Source organism: Paenibacillus sp. FSL H8-0104 (assembly GCF_038050215.1).
Lineage (GTDB): Bacteria > Bacillota > Bacilli > Paenibacillales > Paenibacillaceae > Paenibacillus > Paenibacillus amylolyticus.
In genome coordinates, this window is the sequence record NZ_JBBOTC010000001.1 from 3,176,549 (window position 1) to 3,193,026 (window position 16,478).

The following is a 16,478-nucleotide window of genomic DNA, read 5'->3' on the forward strand; positions in this document are numbered from 1 at the left end:
ATGGAATAATTTTAATTGAATGACGGGCAATATATAAAACGTTTTCATACAAATGCTTCAACAATTCTTTATTGGATGAATGAGTATGAACTGTAGTCTGATCAGCCTCTATTTATGGATCTAAAAGTACGCCTGCCTTGCCAACAGAATGCGAAACGGTATACGCTATAACGAATGAGTGATTAAGGAAAGGGATGCAAACATGAAGAAAGTCATCGTAGTCGGATCGGGTATTCTGGGGGCATCAACAGCCTATCAATTAGCCAAACATGGCGCAGAGGTAATCATCGTAGATCGAAAAGATATAGGACAGGCAACGGATGCAGCTGCCGGTATCATCTGTCCATGGCTGTCACAGCGTCGCAATCAGGACTGGTATCAGCTCGCCAAGGCAGGTGCGCGGTTCTATCCTGGCATCATAGCGGAGCTTGAAGGCGAAGGAGAAACGGAAACCGGTTATGCTCAAGTGGGCGCGCTTAGTATTCATACGGACGAGGATAAAATCAACAAGATGGGAGAGCGGGCACATCTTCGCAAAGCAGATGCACCGGAGATTGGGGACATTACACCTCTTGATGCCAAAGAAACCCATGATCGTTTTCCTCTACTGGATGAACGTTATCAATCGGTACATATCAGTGGTGCTGCACGTATAGATGGAAGAGCGCTGCGCGATGCATTGATCCGGTCTGCACAGCGGAATGGAGCGGAAGTGATCCATGGAGACGCCACGCTTCAATTCGAAGCGGATCGGGTCATTGGTGTGAGTGTTAATGATCAGAGTTTCCTGGCAGATGAAGTCGTTGTCTGTGCAGGTGCATGGGCTAACGAACTGCTGAAGCCACTCGGCATACACTTTAAAGTGCATTATCAAAAGGCACAAATTATGCATCTACATGTCACGGATGGGGAGGATACAGGCCGCTGGCCTGTGATCATGCCACCTTCTGATCAATATCTGCTGGCCTTTGATCAACAGAAGATCGTGATTGGTGCCACTCATGAAAATGATGTGGAGGGTTATGATACAAGAGTAACTGCAGGGGGCATGCAGGAAGTTTTGAATAAAGGTCTGGAACTGGCGCCGGGGCTAGCCAATAGCACATTCCAGGAGGTAAGAGTTGGGTTCCGTCCGTTCACACCTGGCTTTCTGCCAGTAATGGGGGCTGTTCCAGGCTGGCAAGGTCTGATTACCGCGAATGGACTTGGAGCCTCTGGACTGACCATGGGTCCTTTTATCGGGAGTCAACTGGCGAAACTAGCTCTAGGCATGGAACTGGATATCGATATTGAGCCCTACACTGTTGGCAAAGCAATGGATGAAATTGAAAGAGGTGAGTCATGACTTATTCACAACGTGTATCCGATGGAGCGAACTCGTCCGACATCGTATATCTGGAGCATCAGATTGGTACGACGAAAGAAAAACTGCGCATAGCTTTGGAGAAACAAGAAACATACAAAAGCGAATTGTCGGAATTGAAGTCATCACCAATCAGGAATGTATCCGAAGACAGTTCTGAAGAGCAAATCTTAATGGAGAAGGCAAGCCAAACGAAGAACTTGATTGAAACCCTGTCTGAACAACTGGAGCAACTACAGGAAGCATTAGCGAAACTAGGCGATTGATCGGCTCTATGGCTTATCTCTTTGAGACATCAACAGAAATAATATACGATACGTATAAAACGAAAACCCCTTATATTAAGGGGTTTTTCTGATTTAGTTCAAATGGTTTATATCAATAAATGAACGTATGGTATAAAATGGAATCAGGTGCTGAACTGTCAATTCAGGTACCCATGTAACCAATCACGAAACTATGCTGAGAGGTGGATTCCAAATGTATAAAGAAGTGATACGTGTTGAGGACATCACGGGGTTTCAGTCGAGATCTGAAGAGTTTTTCCCACTTCACTGGTTTCGAAAAATGCTGTCCGAGCATCCTGTGTACTATCACGAAGATACAGACACCTGGAATGTGTTCAGATACGATGATGTGAAGCAGGTCCTCAGTAATCATGAGTATTTTTCAGCCGAAGGAACCCGGACAACGATTGCCGTTGGAGCAAAGAACAATGAAGGCACACCTCCAGACAAATTAAACATATCAAGTATCGATCCTCCCCGTCATCAAAAAAGTCGTTCGTTGTTATCGGCTGCTTTTACACCTCGTAGTCTGAAAAACTGGGAGCCACGAATTCGCAACATTGCAGAGCAGCTGGTAGCCGATATTGAGCCAAATACGACGATTGATATTGTTCAAGCGTTGGCCGCTCCACTACCTTCGATGGTTATGGCCGATCTGCTCGGCATCCCTCTTACAGACAGCCATCGCTTCAAGAACTGGGTAGATATTTTGTTTCAACCCATCAATTCAAAGACGGCTGAAGAGAGTGAACTGAAAAAACAAACTGCCGCGCAAGAGTATTATCAATTCCTGTATCCTATTGTGGTTCATAAACGGACTCATCCTGGTGAGGATATCATTACGGATCTGTTAAATGTTGATGTTGAAGGTGAGAAGTTCACGGAGGATGAGGTTGTTCGCACGACCATGCTTCTGCTTGGAGCCGGTATAGAGACAACGAGTCATATGGTTTCAAATACGTTCTATTCCTTCCTCTACGATGACCCGAGCTTGTATGGCCAACTCAGGCAGAACCCCGAATGGGTTCCGCTCGCAGTGGAAGAAATGCTTCGTTATAGGTTCCATAATGCCAAGCGGCATCGGACAGTAAAGCAGGATAATCAACTGCTCGGAGTGGATTTGAAAAAAGGAGATGTTGTCATCTCCTGGATGAGTGCAGCCAATATGGATGAGCAGATGTTTGAAGACCCCTTTGAGCTGAATATTCATCGTCGTAATAACAAAAGACATCTTACCTTTGGTAATGGCCCACACTTTTGTCTAGGGGCCCCGCTGGCAAGAATGGAACTAAGCATTGCCTTGACAGCATTTGTGGAGAAGATTGCTCGGATTGAACCAGTGGAGTCCTTTGATCTGGAGAATAATCTGGCCACTTCAGCTCCGGGACAGTCATTGACCCATCTGCCAGTGAAGATCGTTGCGGAGTGAGAAGGAATCATACGGGACACAACCTAAAAAGCGGCAGATCAGACGTAAACGTCTTGATCTGCCGCTTTGTTATGCAAGCAAGTATGAGGCTGGACACCTTAATTTGAATTCATAGAAACTTTTTGTCTTACCACCTGTTTGATTTCTTCCTCTTTGGCTTGTTTGGTGCGTTTGATAAAGAAGGAAAGGACCAATCCCACAACAGCGATACCGATGATAACAACATAAGCATCATTGATACCCTGGATCATGGATTCTGTAGCAAGCTGTTTTTGACTGAGACCATTGGCTGCACCAGTCGCCATCATATCCTGTACGTGCGCTGTTGTACGGGAGGTCATGACACTTACGAGTAATGAAGTGCCTACAGCACCAGCCACTTGTCTGACGGTGTTGGAGATAGCTGTACCGTGTGCACCAAGTCTTGGTGGCAGTTGGTTAAGTCCCGCAGTCTGAATCGGCATCATGAGCAGAGCCATACCAATTCGGCGGCCGGTAGACATTAATACCAGGTAACCATAACTGGTTGAATCCGTTAAGTCGATGAATCCAATTGTTGTCACGATGGTGATCACCATCCCGATAACGGCGAGCCATTTCGCTCCAAATCGGTCAAACAATTTTCCGGCTACTGGCATCAGGAAGCCCATGACAAGAGCACCCGGAAGGAGTAATAATCCGGACTCCAGTGCAGTGTAACCACGTGCGTTCTGGAGATACAAGGGAAGCAACATCATGTCAGCATACATGATCATTGTAATCGCGATACTGATGACCGTGGTCAGGGAGAACATATTGTACTTGAAAGCCCGCAGATCAAGCAGCGGAGTTTCAGACACGAGCTGACGCCATGTAAACAGGGCAAGAGAAACAATCCCAGCCGCAATGCAGATAAGAACTTCTGCACTTGACCATCCCAGACTTCCTGCTCTGCTGAAACCATAGAGCAATGCGCCAAATCCGATCGTGGACAGCACCACACTGATTGTGTCGAACTTTGTGTTGACCCGTTCGGATACATTCTTCAGGTATACAAACGCAAAAGCAATGACAATAAGAGTTAATGGAATCATGCCATAGAACATCGTTTGCCAAGAGTAGTTCTCGAGGATATAACCGGCAAGGGTAGGCCCGATTGCAGGGGCAAAAATGATGGCAAAACCAACCATACCCATTGCAGATCCTCGTTTTTCAGGAGCAAACAAGGTCAAAATAACGTGCATCAAGAGCGGCATGATAATGCCGGCACCCGCTGCTTGAATCATACGTCCTGTCAGCAATGTGCCAAAGTTATCTGCAAGAGCAGATACGATGGTACCAATCAGGAAAATAAACATGGAAGCTTGGAATAATTGCTTGGTTGAAAAGCGTTGCATGAAGTAGGCCGTAATGGGGATAAGTACCCCGTTCACCAGCATGTAACCTGTCGTTAACCATTGTGCAGTTGCGGCGGAGATGTTAAAATCACCCATCAGTTCCGGTGTAGCAACACTCATGATCGTTTGATTCAACGTTGCAAGGAAGGCTCCCAAAATCATGATAAACAGGATGGGGCCTTTCTTTACGGATAATTCTTCTTGTACTCTAGCCTGACTCAATCCTTTTCATCCTTTCAATCCACACGTGACTAAATTTACAACGTGTTGTATAGTTTACATTGTATTTATTGAATTATATACATATTCGGACAGATTACAATTTACGTTATGACGTGTTTTCGTTGTTTATTTTACAAATAAAATGAATTTGTTGTGTAAATCAAAAATAAACGACTGTTTGTTTAAAATTGTAATGTTTAAAATTTGATGGGAGGGATACACGTGAAAGACGAGAAGAAATCAGCCGTGGACCCAAGAATATTGCGAACACGTCAGTTAATTCGAGGTGCATTTGTTGAATTGCTGCAGGAAATGGATATTGAGAAGTTGTCAGTCAACAAAATTGCCGAACGAGCGACGATCAATCGGGTAACCTTCTACCTGCACTATCGTGATATTACGGATATGATGGAGAAGATGGCGGATGAGATGATTGAGAATATTGAACGGATCGTGGATGAATATGCCCCTCATTTTGAGAAGCAAAGAACGGAAGAGGCTTGGCCTGTTCTAGTCAAGTTACTAGAGCATTTTGCAGAGAACGCCTCGTTCTATCAGGTGGTTCTTGCTACAAAGCGCACACCGATTTTTACCGAACGACTGCTCAAATTGTTAAGTACGCTGGTCAAAGCCAAAATTGATCGGGTAGAGATGGAAGATGAACTCGAAGAATCCGGCATTCACAAAGAAATCGCAATATGGTACGGTTCTTCGGCTCTGATTGGAACCATCGTTGCCTGGTTGCGTAATGATATGCCATATTCACCTCATTTCCTGGCGAAACAATTCTCGTTGATTCGCTCGTACTCTTATAATGACCTGATATAATCATGCTACAATTGCATCTAACGTTAATAGAGGAGGAATAATGTGATGAAATATAGTGCAGAACGTATCTATGTGAGATTTTGGAATGTGGATGATGCCTCATTGCTTCTGGATCTACAGGTTCGCAATCGTGCGGAAATCGAGAACATATCAGCAAGTGATCGGGACGAGTCTTTCTACAGCTTGGAAGGGCAAAGGTCACTCATTGAGAGCTGGAACAAGAAGAGAGAAGAAGGAAATCGCTATTCTTTTGGTATTTTTCTACATACAACGGATGAACTCGTCGGTGAAATTTCTTTGTTCGAGATCATACTGGATTCTACCCCAAAATGGATCCTTGGTTATGTGACGGATACTCTGCATCAAGGAAAAGGATATATGAGCGAAGCCCTGCAATGTGTAATGGAATTTGCCAAACACGAAACTGAAATTACTCGAATCGAAGCTGGCGCTGTGCCCGATAATACAGGTTCCATCCGTGTCCTTCAAAAAGCAGGATTCAAGGAGAATGGGTCACAGCCTGTGCCAATCCAGGGAACGTTGAAAGAACATACGATGTTTGCTGTGGATATACTATAAGCAAGATGTTTTAATATTTACTATACAAGTTGGACTATATATTTAAACGTAACGGAGAGGACAGAAAAAACATATGGCTACTATACTCGTTGCAGACGACGATGCGAACATTCGTGAACTCGTCTGTCTATTTCTCAAAAACGATGGATTCACAACAGTGGAAGCTGCGGACGGTAAGGAAGCTCTCACTATATATGGCGAAACTCCAGTAGATCTGGTCGTCCTTGATATTATGATGCCTGTCATGGATGGTTGGGCACTGTGTAAAGAACTCCGAAGAGCCAATCCCGACCTCCCGTTACTCATGCTGACGGCGAGAGGAGAGACTTGGGAGAAGGTGAAAGGATTCGAACTGGGTACGGATGATTATTTGACCAAACCGTTTGATCCGTTAGAGCTGACCGCTCGTGTCCGAGCATTACTGAAACGATACAAAATCGGCTCCACACACACAATCCAGTTTGGTAACGTCATTCTGGACCGTCAGACGTATAAGGTGATGAGAGGTACAGAGTCGCTTACGTTACCACTTAAGGAGTTCGAATTGCTGTATAAGCTTGCTGGAACACCAGGACAAGTCTATACACGTGAGCAATTAATCGATCAGATATGGGGTATTGATTACGCGGGAGATGATCGAACAATAGACGTACATATTAAACGCCTGCGCGAACGATTCGCGACAACACCTGATTTTCGGATTGAAACGGTGCGTGGGCTAGGGTACAGACTTGAGGTCTATGAATGATCAGATCCTTATATATTCGTGTTGTTCTGACCTTTCTGGTGTCAGTCATCACAGGCACGATTATTTCATTTTTTATGTCAACCTGGATGTTCGAAGATCAATTGAATGAAAATGCTCAAATTAACATACGCAATTTTGGCCAGGACGTTGTGCAGATTTATAAGACGCTGCCTGCTGATGAAGCAGAATCATTCGTTAGTAGAATGAAACAACTTGATTCGTATCATATTCGAATTTATGATGCAACGGGCAATTTCAAGTCTTATGGGAAGCTTAACGAACATAAATCATCCCCCGTATCGACGGATCAACTCAAGAAGGTTTTAAACGGAGGGGTTGTGCAGGACACACCTAAAGGTATCGCTACCGTTCTTTTGGGGCTACCGATCAAGACGGAAACGGGTATAAGAGCGATGTTTCTAGAAACACTCTCACCGCCCTCAGCCTCTTTTGTGGTCCAGTTTGGCTTGATTTTTGCAAGCTGTTCCTTGATTGTAGGAAGTTTGTTGATTGTGGTTGCTTCTGTATATCTGGTTAGACCGATCAAAAAATTGACCAAAGCGACCAAACGGATTGCAGCTGGAGACTTCAATGTCAAGCTGAACATTAAACAAACGACGGAGATTGGTACATTGGCCCGTAGCTTTGAAGAAATGATGCATGATCTTCAGCAGTTGGAGCAGATGCGCAGGGAATTCGTTACCAATGTTTCGCATGAGGTTCAGTCTCCGCTCACCTCGATATCCGGTTACGCTTCGGCACTGAAGCAAGTAAATCTCTCAGAACAAGAACGAAACCGTTACCTGGATATTATCATCTCAGAAGCAAAAAGAATGTCCAAAATGAGTGATAGCCTGCTGAAGCTGAGTTTGCTTGAATCGCAGTCACAGCAACTACGGCTCACCACCTTAAGCCTTGATGAACAGATCAGGCGGGTCATCGTGGCGCTTCAGCCGCAATGGTCTGGGCGCAACATTCATTTCGAGCTTGATTTGGAGAACGTGAAGGTAACGGCTGATCACGATCAGTTAAATCAGGTATGGACAAACATCATCGGAAATAGCATCAAGTTTTCCGAGGATGGCGGTATGATTAAAGTCAGTATCGAAGAGGACTTCAAAAATGTGACTGTTCGAATATCCGACACGGGCATTGGAATTCCCCTGGAAGATCAGAAGCGTATATTCGACCGTTTTTTCAAGGCAGATCGTTCCCACAGCCGCAAATATGACGGGAGTGGTATGGGACTTGCTATCGTTAAACAGATCGTCTCCCTTCATCAGGGTGACATCCAAGTGGAAAGTGAACCTGGTCAAGGCACGACCTTTATGATTACGTTGCCCATCCATCCACCAACGGATAGTTAGGCTCACAGGTTAGGCCAATGAATAGAATATCCATCGGATTATCTAAACCAAATGTTCATGTCCTATGTAACATGCAAGCTTCCTTGTATGTTACATAGGACATTTTTTTTTTGCTTGTTCATACTCCGTTCATATTCCGGTCATGGGGAGTACATCTTTCTTGATTAGGATTTCTTAAGTAGCCTGCCAGGCCAATATACAGATGAGGATAGGAGCAGATGAATGTGAATCAACAAGCAGACAGAGAAGTCCAGAGTAAGAGCAAAACCAAGAAAGTGTTAAACATCTTGTTTAAAGTGTTTGCCGCAATCGTTATCGTAATCCTACTTTTTGTAGCTACCGTATATACCGTTAATAAAATCAGTAGTTATTCGGAGCAAAAAAGAATGGAGCCGTATGGTCAACATGTATCCGTAGACGGGAAAAATATGAATGTATTCATTCAAGGCGAAGGCGAGGAAACGATTGTACTTCTGCCGGGTTTTGGAACAGCGTCACCTGCACTTGATTTTAAGCCACTTATTTCAGAACTATCCCCCTATTATAAAGTCGTTGTGGTTGAACCTTTTGGTTATGGATTGAGTGATCAGACTGACAAGGAACGCAGCACAGCAAATATCGTAAGTGAAATCCACGAAGCGCTGCAAAGTCTACATATTGATCGGTATATTCTCATGGGTCATTCCATTTCGGGGATCTATAGTCTGGATTATGTGAACAAATATGCAGATGAAGTAAGTACATATGTCGGGCTGGATAGCAGTGTTCCAGCGATTAGTGAACAGAAGGTTGAAGCATCAGAAATCGTACCGATTACATGGTACCGTAACTTGGGTTTCCCACGTTTGCAATTGAAAATGAGTGATGATCCATATGCTGGGCTACCGTATGATGAACAAACCAAAGAACAATTGAACATTTTGATACAAAAGAACATGTTTAATTCAACTCAATTAAACGAGATTGTAAGCATGTATTCCAATTTTAAAGCAGCTGAACAGTTAACGTTCCCTGTTAATCTTCCGGTTCTTTTCTTTGTTCAAAAGAATCATCCGGCAGCAGACAATTGGGTTCCGGAACACGAGAAGTTAATAGAGAACTCTGTGCGTGGTGAAGTGGTGCTGCTGGAAGCAAATCATTATTTGTATCGTTCCCATGCCAAAGAAATTGCTGAAAAATTCAGGGGATTTATGACGCAGCAGTAAATATAAATGAATTGGCTTGTTCATATTCAGTTCATATTGACGTCACGGGGAGTACATTTTCATTGGATAAGATTTCATTAGCAGCAAAAAAGACAATCGAACTATCAGTTCAGGACAGGAGAAGATAACACTGACGACGCAGCCAGCGGAAAAGAAAACAAAGAATAGATCAAAGGCCAAAAAAGTGAGAAACATGATACTGAAAATAGTAGGAGCAATCGTAATCGCCATTATTCTATTTCTAGGTATTGTTTATATCACCAATGTGATCAGTAGTAATTCAGAGGCCAAGAAAATAGATTCCTATGGTCAGCATGTATCTGTAGACGGGAAAAATATGAATGTACTCATTCAAGGTGAAGGCAAGGAAACGATTGTACTTCTGCCTGGTTTTGGAACAGCAGCACCAGCGCTTGATTTTAAACTGCTCATTGACGAACTATCACCATATTACAAAGTTGTGGCGGTTGAGCCATTCGGGTATGGGTTAAGTGATGCTACTGAAAAAGAACGAACCACAGAGAATATCGTAAGTGAAGTTCATGAAGCTCTGCAGCAACTCGATATTCATCAGTACATGCTCATGGGTCACTCCATTGCAGGCATTTATGGCATTGATTATGTGAACAAATATCCGGATGAGGTCACGGCATTTGTCGGAATTGATAGCAGTGTTTCAACACAACCGGGTATGGATGCCAAATTACCTACTAAAACGTTCGCATTTCTTAAAAAATCAGGTCTCCAAAGATTGGTGGTCAAATTTAGTAGTGACCCCTATGCTGGACTCGCATTTGATGAACATACCGTAGAGCAGATGAACATGCTGTCGAATAAAAACTCGAACAGTTCCACGACTTTGAATGAGATGGACCATATTGCTTCCAATTTTAAAGGAGCCCAAGGTTTAACCTTTCCTAAAGACCTGCCACTTCTTCTCTTTGTACAAGCGAATAATGAAGGTGTAGAAGGATGGATACCGCTGCATGAAGGGCAGATCAAAGATTCAGTACATGGGAAAGTAATCACCATGGATGGCGAACATTACTTGCACCATACGTTATTCAAAGAAATAGCTGAAGATGTTAGAGCATTCATGAACGAAGCGAAATAATAATTCTGTAAAAGTCCGTGATGAGAGAGAGGAATTCAATTGAGATTATTTGAGATACTGTTAGTTCTATCCTGTTTCGCGTTACTCATAGACCTACTATTTATTAAAAGAAGTGCAAAGAAAATAGGTTTGGGTTTGGGTATAGGAAGTAGCGTTATATTATTAGTGCAATTGTTTGTTGAGGGATACAGATGGCAGTTGCTTTTGGTATATATCATGACGGCTCTATTCATAATCATCGTTTTATTCAGACATTCCGATAAGATGGCGAATCTTAAAATAGGGAAGTTCTTGAAATATAGTTTATCTTCCTTAATCGTTATTTTGCTTGTTGGTTCTACCGTCTTGTCTGTATACTTACCTGTTTTTAATCTGCCGAAGCTTGATGGTCCAGAGAAGGTGGGTACTCAAACATTTCATTTAACAGACCAGAACAGAGACGAAATCTTCACTGAAGATCAAAACGATAAGAGAGAACTAATGGTTCAAGTTTGGTACCCAACTGAAAACAGCAATAATAACAAGCGTGACACGCTGTTTCCAAAAGATAAAGAAATGTTCAAAAAGTATATTCAGAGCTTCTCTAATTCTTTAAAACTGCCCGAATTTTTGCTCGACTACTTGAAGTATAGTCAAACCAACTCTTATGAAAATGTAGAAATATTACCTTCTACAAGTCCTTATCCCGTGGTACTACTATCTCATGGTATGGGAACCAGTAGAGTTCTACATGTATCACAGGCCGAGAATCTGGCCAGTCATGGGTATATCGTGGTCACCATCGATCATACGTATAGCACCTTTGCTACTCTTTTTCCAGATGGCCGTGTAACGGATTATAAAAAAAGCACGACTACACTAGATGAACGTACAAAAACAGGGAGTATATGGACGAAAGATGTGGAGTTTGTAATCGATCAAATCGAAAAGCTGAATTCAGGTGCAATCGAAAGTCAGTTTAAAGGGAAAATCGATCTAGATCACATCGGCGCGATGGGGCATTCTTTTGGGGGTGCAACCGCGTTTAATGCAACGTATTTAGATCAGAGAATCAAGGCCGGGGTTAATATGGATGGGTCACTATATGAAGTGGAAAATAGAGATGATATAAACAAGCCGTTTATGTTCATCCGATCGGGAAGTTTTGAAGACTGGTTCGCCAACTTTGAAATAGATAGAAATTCGGATGATGAAGTAACTAAATCTCTTTCAGATGAGCTGCACATTATGAAAAATGTTATGAATCATGGGGGAAAAGTGATCTATGTAGAAGGAACCCAGCACTTCAATTTCACGGACCTTCAGTTCTATTCAGAGCTGGTTAAACTGTCCGGTATCACAGGAGATATCAATGGTAAAAGAGGATCAAACATCGTAAATCAATATGTACTCGATTTCTTTAACAAGCAACTGAAAGGAACGGGTGGAGATCTCATTCAGGGACCAAACGACTTGTATCCGGAGGTGAAATTTGTAGACCCAGAAGAAATCAAATAACCAAAACACTTAAAATTCAGGAGATGATGTGAATGGGACGACAAAAGGGAAAACGCACTTCAATCGCCGTGTTAACGCTGGCATTAACCATGTTAGCTCCAATGTCTGCAATGGCTGCGCCTACTACAAGTAGCAGTGATCATACGTATGAACCAACCAAGAAAACGGTGATGGAGAAAGCCAAGTTACTCACTGAGAAACATGGAATCACAAGCCTGCAATATGCCCTTATCGATGGTGGCGAGATTGTGGTGTCCGGTCAGACGGGCAAAAACGATAAAAACAACAAGGTGCCTCTTACGCCGGATACGATCTATGGCATAGGATCAACGAGTAAAATGTTCCTCACAGCTTCTGTTATGAAGTTAGTTGACGAAGGCAAGGTGGATTTGGATCTGCCTGTTGTGAACTATATACCTGATTTTCAGATGAAAGATCATCGCTACAAACAAATCACACCACGCATGCTGTTGAATCATTCTTCCGGTCTGCTGGGAGGCACGGGCAGTAATGCCACATTGTACGGGGATAATGATACGTACTCACATGATACGTTTCTGGACCAATTGGCAAGTCAAAACCTGAAGGCAGATCCCGGCGAGTTCTCGGTGTATAGTAACGATGGGTTTACGTTATCCGAGATTATGGTTGAACGTGTTAGCGGCATGAGTTTTACAGCTTTTATACACCAATATTTTACGGAACCTTTGGACATGAAACATACCAAAACACCACAGGATGTGGTTGACACGGCAGCAATGGCGGGAATCTATTCTCCTATGTATGAGGGTCAGCTTCCACAAGAGAATTATAATGTTATCGCTACTGGAGGCATTTATTCCACCGCTGAAGATCTTGCGAAGTTTTCACAAATCTTCACGGGAGAGGTCCAAGGCATTCTTACCGATAAGTCTGTAGAAGCCATGGCGCAAGAAGAATACAAAAAAGGCATGTGGCCAGAGGGTGGCGATACGTCTATATCTTACGGATTAGGGTGGGATAGTGTAAATCTGTACCCATTCAGTGAATATGGTATCAAGGCAGTAACAAAAGGTGGAGATACCATATCGTATCACTCATCATTAGTCGTACTGCCGGAATATAATCTGGCTGCAGCCGTTACCTCATCAGGTGGGACAAGTGCCAAAGATCAGTTCATTGCGAGTGAATTATTACTCAGCGCACTTGAGGAAAAGGGCATTATTACAGAACGGAAGCCGGAAAAATCGTTTGGTGTTCCAGTGAAGGCAGATATACCTAAAGAAATAGCCACGAATGCAGGTATATATGGCGGCAATAATTCAGTTAAGAAGATCGTAATGAATACTGCTGGACAAATGACTGTATCCACACCCGCAGCTCCAAGTGATCCGGTTCAAAAATACACCTATACAGCAGATGGTACTTTTGTTAACGATGAAGGCACGGAAAAGTTGAAATTTGTTAAGGAGAAGAATGGAAGGACTTATCTGTGGTATCGATCTTATATATCCTTACCAGGACTTGGACAATTGGCTTTCTCCGAATATAAAATGGAGAAGCTGGAAGCCAATGAATTATCCCAGGATATTACGGCCTCATGGGAGCAGCGTGAAGGTAAAAAATATTACCTGCTGAATGAGAAATATACATCAACGGTTTATCTCAATTCGGCACCAATTCTCCCTATTCATTTGGACAAAGAGACCCCTGGGTATGTATCCAATACTAAGATTGTTGGAGCAAACGAAGCAGTCACGGAGCTGCAAATCCCTGGCCTGGCTGGACGTGATACAAAGGAGATTTATTTTGCTAAAAAGAACGGAGTAGAGTACATTACAGCCGTTGGTAGCATATACGCCAGTGAGGAAATGGTACAACCGCTCTATTCGGGTAAACAATCTCTAGCAACGATTCAAGCAGACGGATATGCCAGATGGTTTTCGTTACCATCAACGGTGAAAGGAAAAGTCATGACGGTTAAAATGCCTGCAAATGGCGCCTTTGCCGTATATGATCAGAAGGGTATTTGTATTAATCACACCGTAGTCAGCGGTGAGAACGAGGTTGTTTTACCAGAAAACGGCCGCATTGTATTTGCAGGTGACGTGGATTCCACATTTGAAATTTCATTAAAATAGATGTTGTACCGTAGTTAGTTTTATGAAAGAAACTAAGAAAGCAGCCGATCAAAGTAATCGGCTGCTTTTGTTCAATTTAACTATAATTAGTTTGTCACTTCAGTTAGAATTCTTCGCTCTTGCTCAACTGAAGAATTATTCTTTTTTAGGAGAGTGGAAACGGTGCCTACGATATTAGTTGCTGACGACGATGCGAACATTCGCAAACTCGTCTGTTTATTTTTGCGCAACGACGGATTTACAACCATCAACGCCGTAGACGGAAAGGAAGCCCTGGCTATCTATACCTCCACGCCAGTCGATTTGGTTATTCTTGATATTATGATGCCAGTCATGGACGGTTGGGCATTATGCGAGGAACTTCGAAGAGCCAATCCGGATCTTCCGTTACTAATGTTGACGGCAAGAAACGAGACCTGGGAGAAAGTACAAGCATTTCAGCTTGGGACAGATGACTATATGACGAAGCCATTCGATCCGCTTGAGTTGATGGCTCGCGTCAAGGCACTGTTGAAACGATACCGTATAGGATTAACGCAGACCATCCAATTAGGAAACGTTATTCTGAACCGGCAGACTTATAAGGTCCTGAGGGGTACAGAGTCGTTCACCTTGCCGCTTAAAGAGTTCGAATTATTGTATAAACTTGCTGGATTACCGGGACAAGTCTATACGCGGGAGCAATTAATCGATCAAGTTTGGGGAATTAATTATACTGGCGATGATCGAACGATAGACGTGCATATTAAACGTCTACGCGAACGTTTCGCAGCTATCTCCGATTTTCGTATCGAAACGGTGCGGGGACTTGGCTACCGGCTAGAGGTGCAGGAGTGACCGGCTCCCTCTATACACGTGTAGTCCTGACCTTTCTGGTCTCCGTGATTGGGGGCACAATCCTTTCTTTTCTTGCTACAACCTGGATATTTCAAGATAAATTAAACGAAAACTTACAAGGCTCCTTGCTTGACTTTGGCCAGGATATCGTCCGCATCTACGAGACATTGCCGTTACATGAAGCAGAAATGTTTATAAGTGAAATGAAACAACTCAATTCCTATCACATTCGAATCTATAAAGCAACGGATCAATTCCAATCCTACGGAGAACTTAAAGAACAACATCCTTTCCCGGTGACGACGGAACAAGTGAAGAAAGTGCTGGATGGGGAAAGGGTCCAATTCAATGGGATCGATACGTTCTTCTTGGGATTGCCGATAAAAACTGAAATGGGAAGCAAAGCAATGTTTGTAGAGCCCCTCACTTCCTCTTCCACCTCATTTCTCATCAAGTTTGTTTTAACTTTTATGATTTGTTCGTTAATAGCAGGAAGCCTATTGATACTAATTGCGGCTATGTTTCTGGTGAGACCGATCAAAAAGCTGACAGAAGCGACCCGGCTTATAGCTGCCGGAGATTTCAATGTCAAGCTTAATATTAAACAAAAGGGTGAGATAGGTACTCTGGCTCGTAGTTTCGAAGAAATGATGCACGATCTAAAGCAGCTTGAGCATATGCGTAGGGAATTCGTAGCAAACGTGTCCCATGAAGTTCAGTCTCCGCTCACTTCCATTTCCGGTTTTGCTATAGCGCTCAAGCAGGTAGACCTCCCGGATGACGAAAGAAGCGATTATCTCGATATTATCATCACTGAAACTGCAAGAATGTCCAAAATAAGTGATAGTCTGCTAAAGCTGAGTTTGCTTGAATCTCAATCATTGCAAATGCGGCTCGCCACGCTCAGTCTGGATGAACAGATCAGACAAGTAATCGTCGCTATTCAACCCCAATGGTCGGCCCGTAACATTCAGTTTGATCTTGATTTGCAGCCCACCAAAATCACGGCTGATCATGACCAGTTAAATCAGGTGTGGATCAATATCTTCGGCAATGCCATCAAATTTTCCGAAGATGGTGCCCGAATTAACGTCACGATCAAACAGAATATCAAGAACGTGACGATCCGCATATCGGATTCGGGTATTGGTATTCTCCCGGAAGACCAAAAGCGTATATTTGACCGCTTCTTTAAAGCTGATCGTTCCCACAGTCAGAAATATGAAGGAAGCGGTATGGGACTAGCTATTGTAAAGCAGATCGTCTCGCTTCATCAAGGGGACATCCGGGTGGAGAGCGAATATGGACGAGGAACGACCTTCATAGTCATCTTGCCAATCACAACACCCACAGAGTGATTGGATTTCATGCCTTCTCAAAGCTATGACGCCCTGTATAAACCTCCTTGCGTATGATGATGCAAACTTTTTTTGCCTGTTCATCCTCCGTTCATGCTGCAGTCATTAGGGGGACATCTTGGTTTGTTATATTGTCTTTAGCGCCCAC

At 43.3% G+C, this 16,478-nt stretch carries 14 protein-coding genes; 13 read left to right on the plus strand and 1 reads right to left on the minus strand.

The window, feature by feature from the left end; all coding sequences use genetic code 11:
* The first annotated feature begins 202 nt into the window (after positions 1-202).
* From NST38_RS14245 to NST38_RS14255, 3 genes are all read left to right on the plus strand, one after another.
* Positions 203-1,345: an NAD(P)/FAD-dependent oxidoreductase gene (locus NST38_RS14245; protein ID WP_076249417.1), complete on the plus strand. Its 1,143-nt coding sequence runs from the start codon at positions 203-205 to the stop codon at positions 1,343-1,345.
* On the plus strand, positions 1,342-1,629 hold the full coding sequence (locus NST38_RS14250) for a hypothetical protein (RefSeq protein WP_076249416.1): 288 nt from the start codon (positions 1,342-1,344) through the stop codon (positions 1,627-1,629). The genes NST38_RS14245 and NST38_RS14250 overlap by 4 nt, the downstream gene beginning before the upstream one ends.
* Before the next feature lie 214 nt (positions 1,630-1,843).
* Positions 1,844-3,079, plus strand: coding sequence for a cytochrome P450 (locus NST38_RS14255; RefSeq protein WP_076249415.1), 1,236 nt, complete (start codon positions 1,844-1,846; stop codon positions 3,077-3,079).
* 98 nt (positions 3,080-3,177) lie between these two features.
* On the opposite strand, the gene NST38_RS14260 is transcribed toward NST38_RS14255, so the two are convergent.
* A complete protein-coding gene (locus NST38_RS14260; protein ID WP_076249946.1) occupies positions 3,178-4,617 on the minus strand; it encodes a DHA2 family efflux MFS transporter permease subunit in 1,440 nt (479 codons plus the stop codon).
* A 282-nt stretch (positions 4,618-4,899) separates the two neighbouring features.
* Here NST38_RS14260 and NST38_RS14265 point away from each other — a divergent pair, with 282 nt between their 5' ends.
* From NST38_RS14265 to NST38_RS14310, 10 genes are all read left to right on the plus strand, one after another.
* Positions 4,900-5,505 (plus strand): TetR/AcrR family transcriptional regulator, encoded by a 606-nt coding sequence (locus NST38_RS14265; protein ID WP_047842851.1) that lies wholly within the window; start codon positions 4,900-4,902, stop codon positions 5,503-5,505.
* A gap of 45 nt (positions 5,506-5,550) precedes the next feature.
* A complete protein-coding gene (locus NST38_RS14270; RefSeq protein WP_076249414.1) occupies positions 5,551-6,084 on the plus strand; it encodes a GNAT family N-acetyltransferase in 534 nt (177 codons plus the stop codon).
* A gap of 73 nt (positions 6,085-6,157) precedes the next feature.
* Positions 6,158-6,832, plus strand: coding sequence for a response regulator transcription factor (locus NST38_RS14275; protein ID WP_017688634.1), 675 nt, complete (start codon positions 6,158-6,160; stop codon positions 6,830-6,832).
* Complete coding sequence (locus tag NST38_RS14280; protein WP_076249413.1) at positions 6,829-8,199, plus strand: sensor histidine kinase; 1,371 nt, start codon at positions 6,829-6,831, stop codon at positions 8,197-8,199. Before NST38_RS14275 ends, NST38_RS14280 begins: the two co-directional genes overlap by 4 nt.
* 218 nt (positions 8,200-8,417) lie before the next feature.
* Positions 8,418-9,404 carry an alpha/beta fold hydrolase gene (locus tag NST38_RS14285; protein WP_076249412.1) on the plus strand — a complete coding sequence of 329 codons (987 nt, stop codon included), beginning with the start codon at positions 8,418-8,420 and terminating at the stop codon, positions 9,402-9,404.
* Between the two features lie 193 nt (positions 9,405-9,597).
* A complete protein-coding gene (locus NST38_RS14290; protein ID WP_051447070.1) occupies positions 9,598-10,518 on the plus strand; it encodes an alpha/beta fold hydrolase in 921 nt (306 codons plus the stop codon).
* A gap of 39 nt (positions 10,519-10,557) precedes the next feature.
* On the plus strand, positions 10,558-12,015 hold the full coding sequence (locus NST38_RS14295; protein WP_036608204.1) for an alpha/beta hydrolase family protein: 1,458 nt from the start codon (positions 10,558-10,560) through the stop codon (positions 12,013-12,015).
* A 32-nt stretch (positions 12,016-12,047) separates the two neighbouring features.
* Positions 12,048-14,135: a serine hydrolase domain-containing protein gene (locus NST38_RS14300; RefSeq protein ID WP_036608202.1), complete on the plus strand. Its 2,088-nt coding sequence runs from the start codon at positions 12,048-12,050 to the stop codon at positions 14,133-14,135.
* A 162-nt stretch (positions 14,136-14,297) separates the two neighbouring features.
* A complete protein-coding gene (locus NST38_RS14305) occupies positions 14,298-14,972 on the plus strand; it encodes a response regulator transcription factor (protein ID WP_036608200.1) in 675 nt (224 codons plus the stop codon).
* The gene (locus tag NST38_RS14310) at positions 14,969-16,330 is read left to right on the plus strand and encodes a sensor histidine kinase (RefSeq protein ID WP_036608198.1); all 1,362 of its coding nucleotides are present in this window, start codon (positions 14,969-14,971) and stop codon (positions 16,328-16,330) included. The genes NST38_RS14305 and NST38_RS14310 overlap by 4 nt, the downstream gene beginning before the upstream one ends.
* Positions 16,331-16,478 lie beyond the last annotated feature (148 nt).

Coding starts and splice junctions, on each gene's coding strand:
- NST38_RS14245 (WP_076249417.1), top strand. CDS start 203: ATGAAGAAAGTCATCGTAGTCGGATCGGGTATTCTGGGGGCATCAACA.
- NST38_RS14275 (WP_017688634.1), top strand. CDS start 6,158: ATGGCTACTATACTCGTTGCAGACGACGATGCGAACATTCGTGAACTC.
- NST38_RS14255 (WP_076249415.1), top strand. CDS start 1,844: ATGTATAAAGAAGTGATACGTGTTGAGGACATCACGGGGTTTCAGTCG.
- NST38_RS14280 (WP_076249413.1), top strand. CDS start 6,829: ATGATCAGATCCTTATATATTCGTGTTGTTCTGACCTTTCTGGTGTCA.
- NST38_RS14250 (WP_076249416.1), top strand. CDS start 1,342: ATGACTTATTCACAACGTGTATCCGATGGAGCGAACTCGTCCGACATC.
- NST38_RS14300 (WP_036608202.1), top strand. CDS start 12,048: ATGGGACGACAAAAGGGAAAACGCACTTCAATCGCCGTGTTAACGCTG.
- NST38_RS14270 (WP_076249414.1), top strand. CDS start 5,551: ATGAAATATAGTGCAGAACGTATCTATGTGAGATTTTGGAATGTGGAT.
- NST38_RS14285 (WP_076249412.1), top strand. CDS start 8,418: ATGAATGTGAATCAACAAGCAGACAGAGAAGTCCAGAGTAAGAGCAAA.
- NST38_RS14290 (WP_051447070.1), top strand. CDS start 9,598: ATGATACTGAAAATAGTAGGAGCAATCGTAATCGCCATTATTCTATTT.
- NST38_RS14260 (WP_076249946.1), bottom strand. CDS start 4,617: ATGATTTTGGGAGCCTTCCTTGCAACGTTGAATCAAACGATCATGAGT.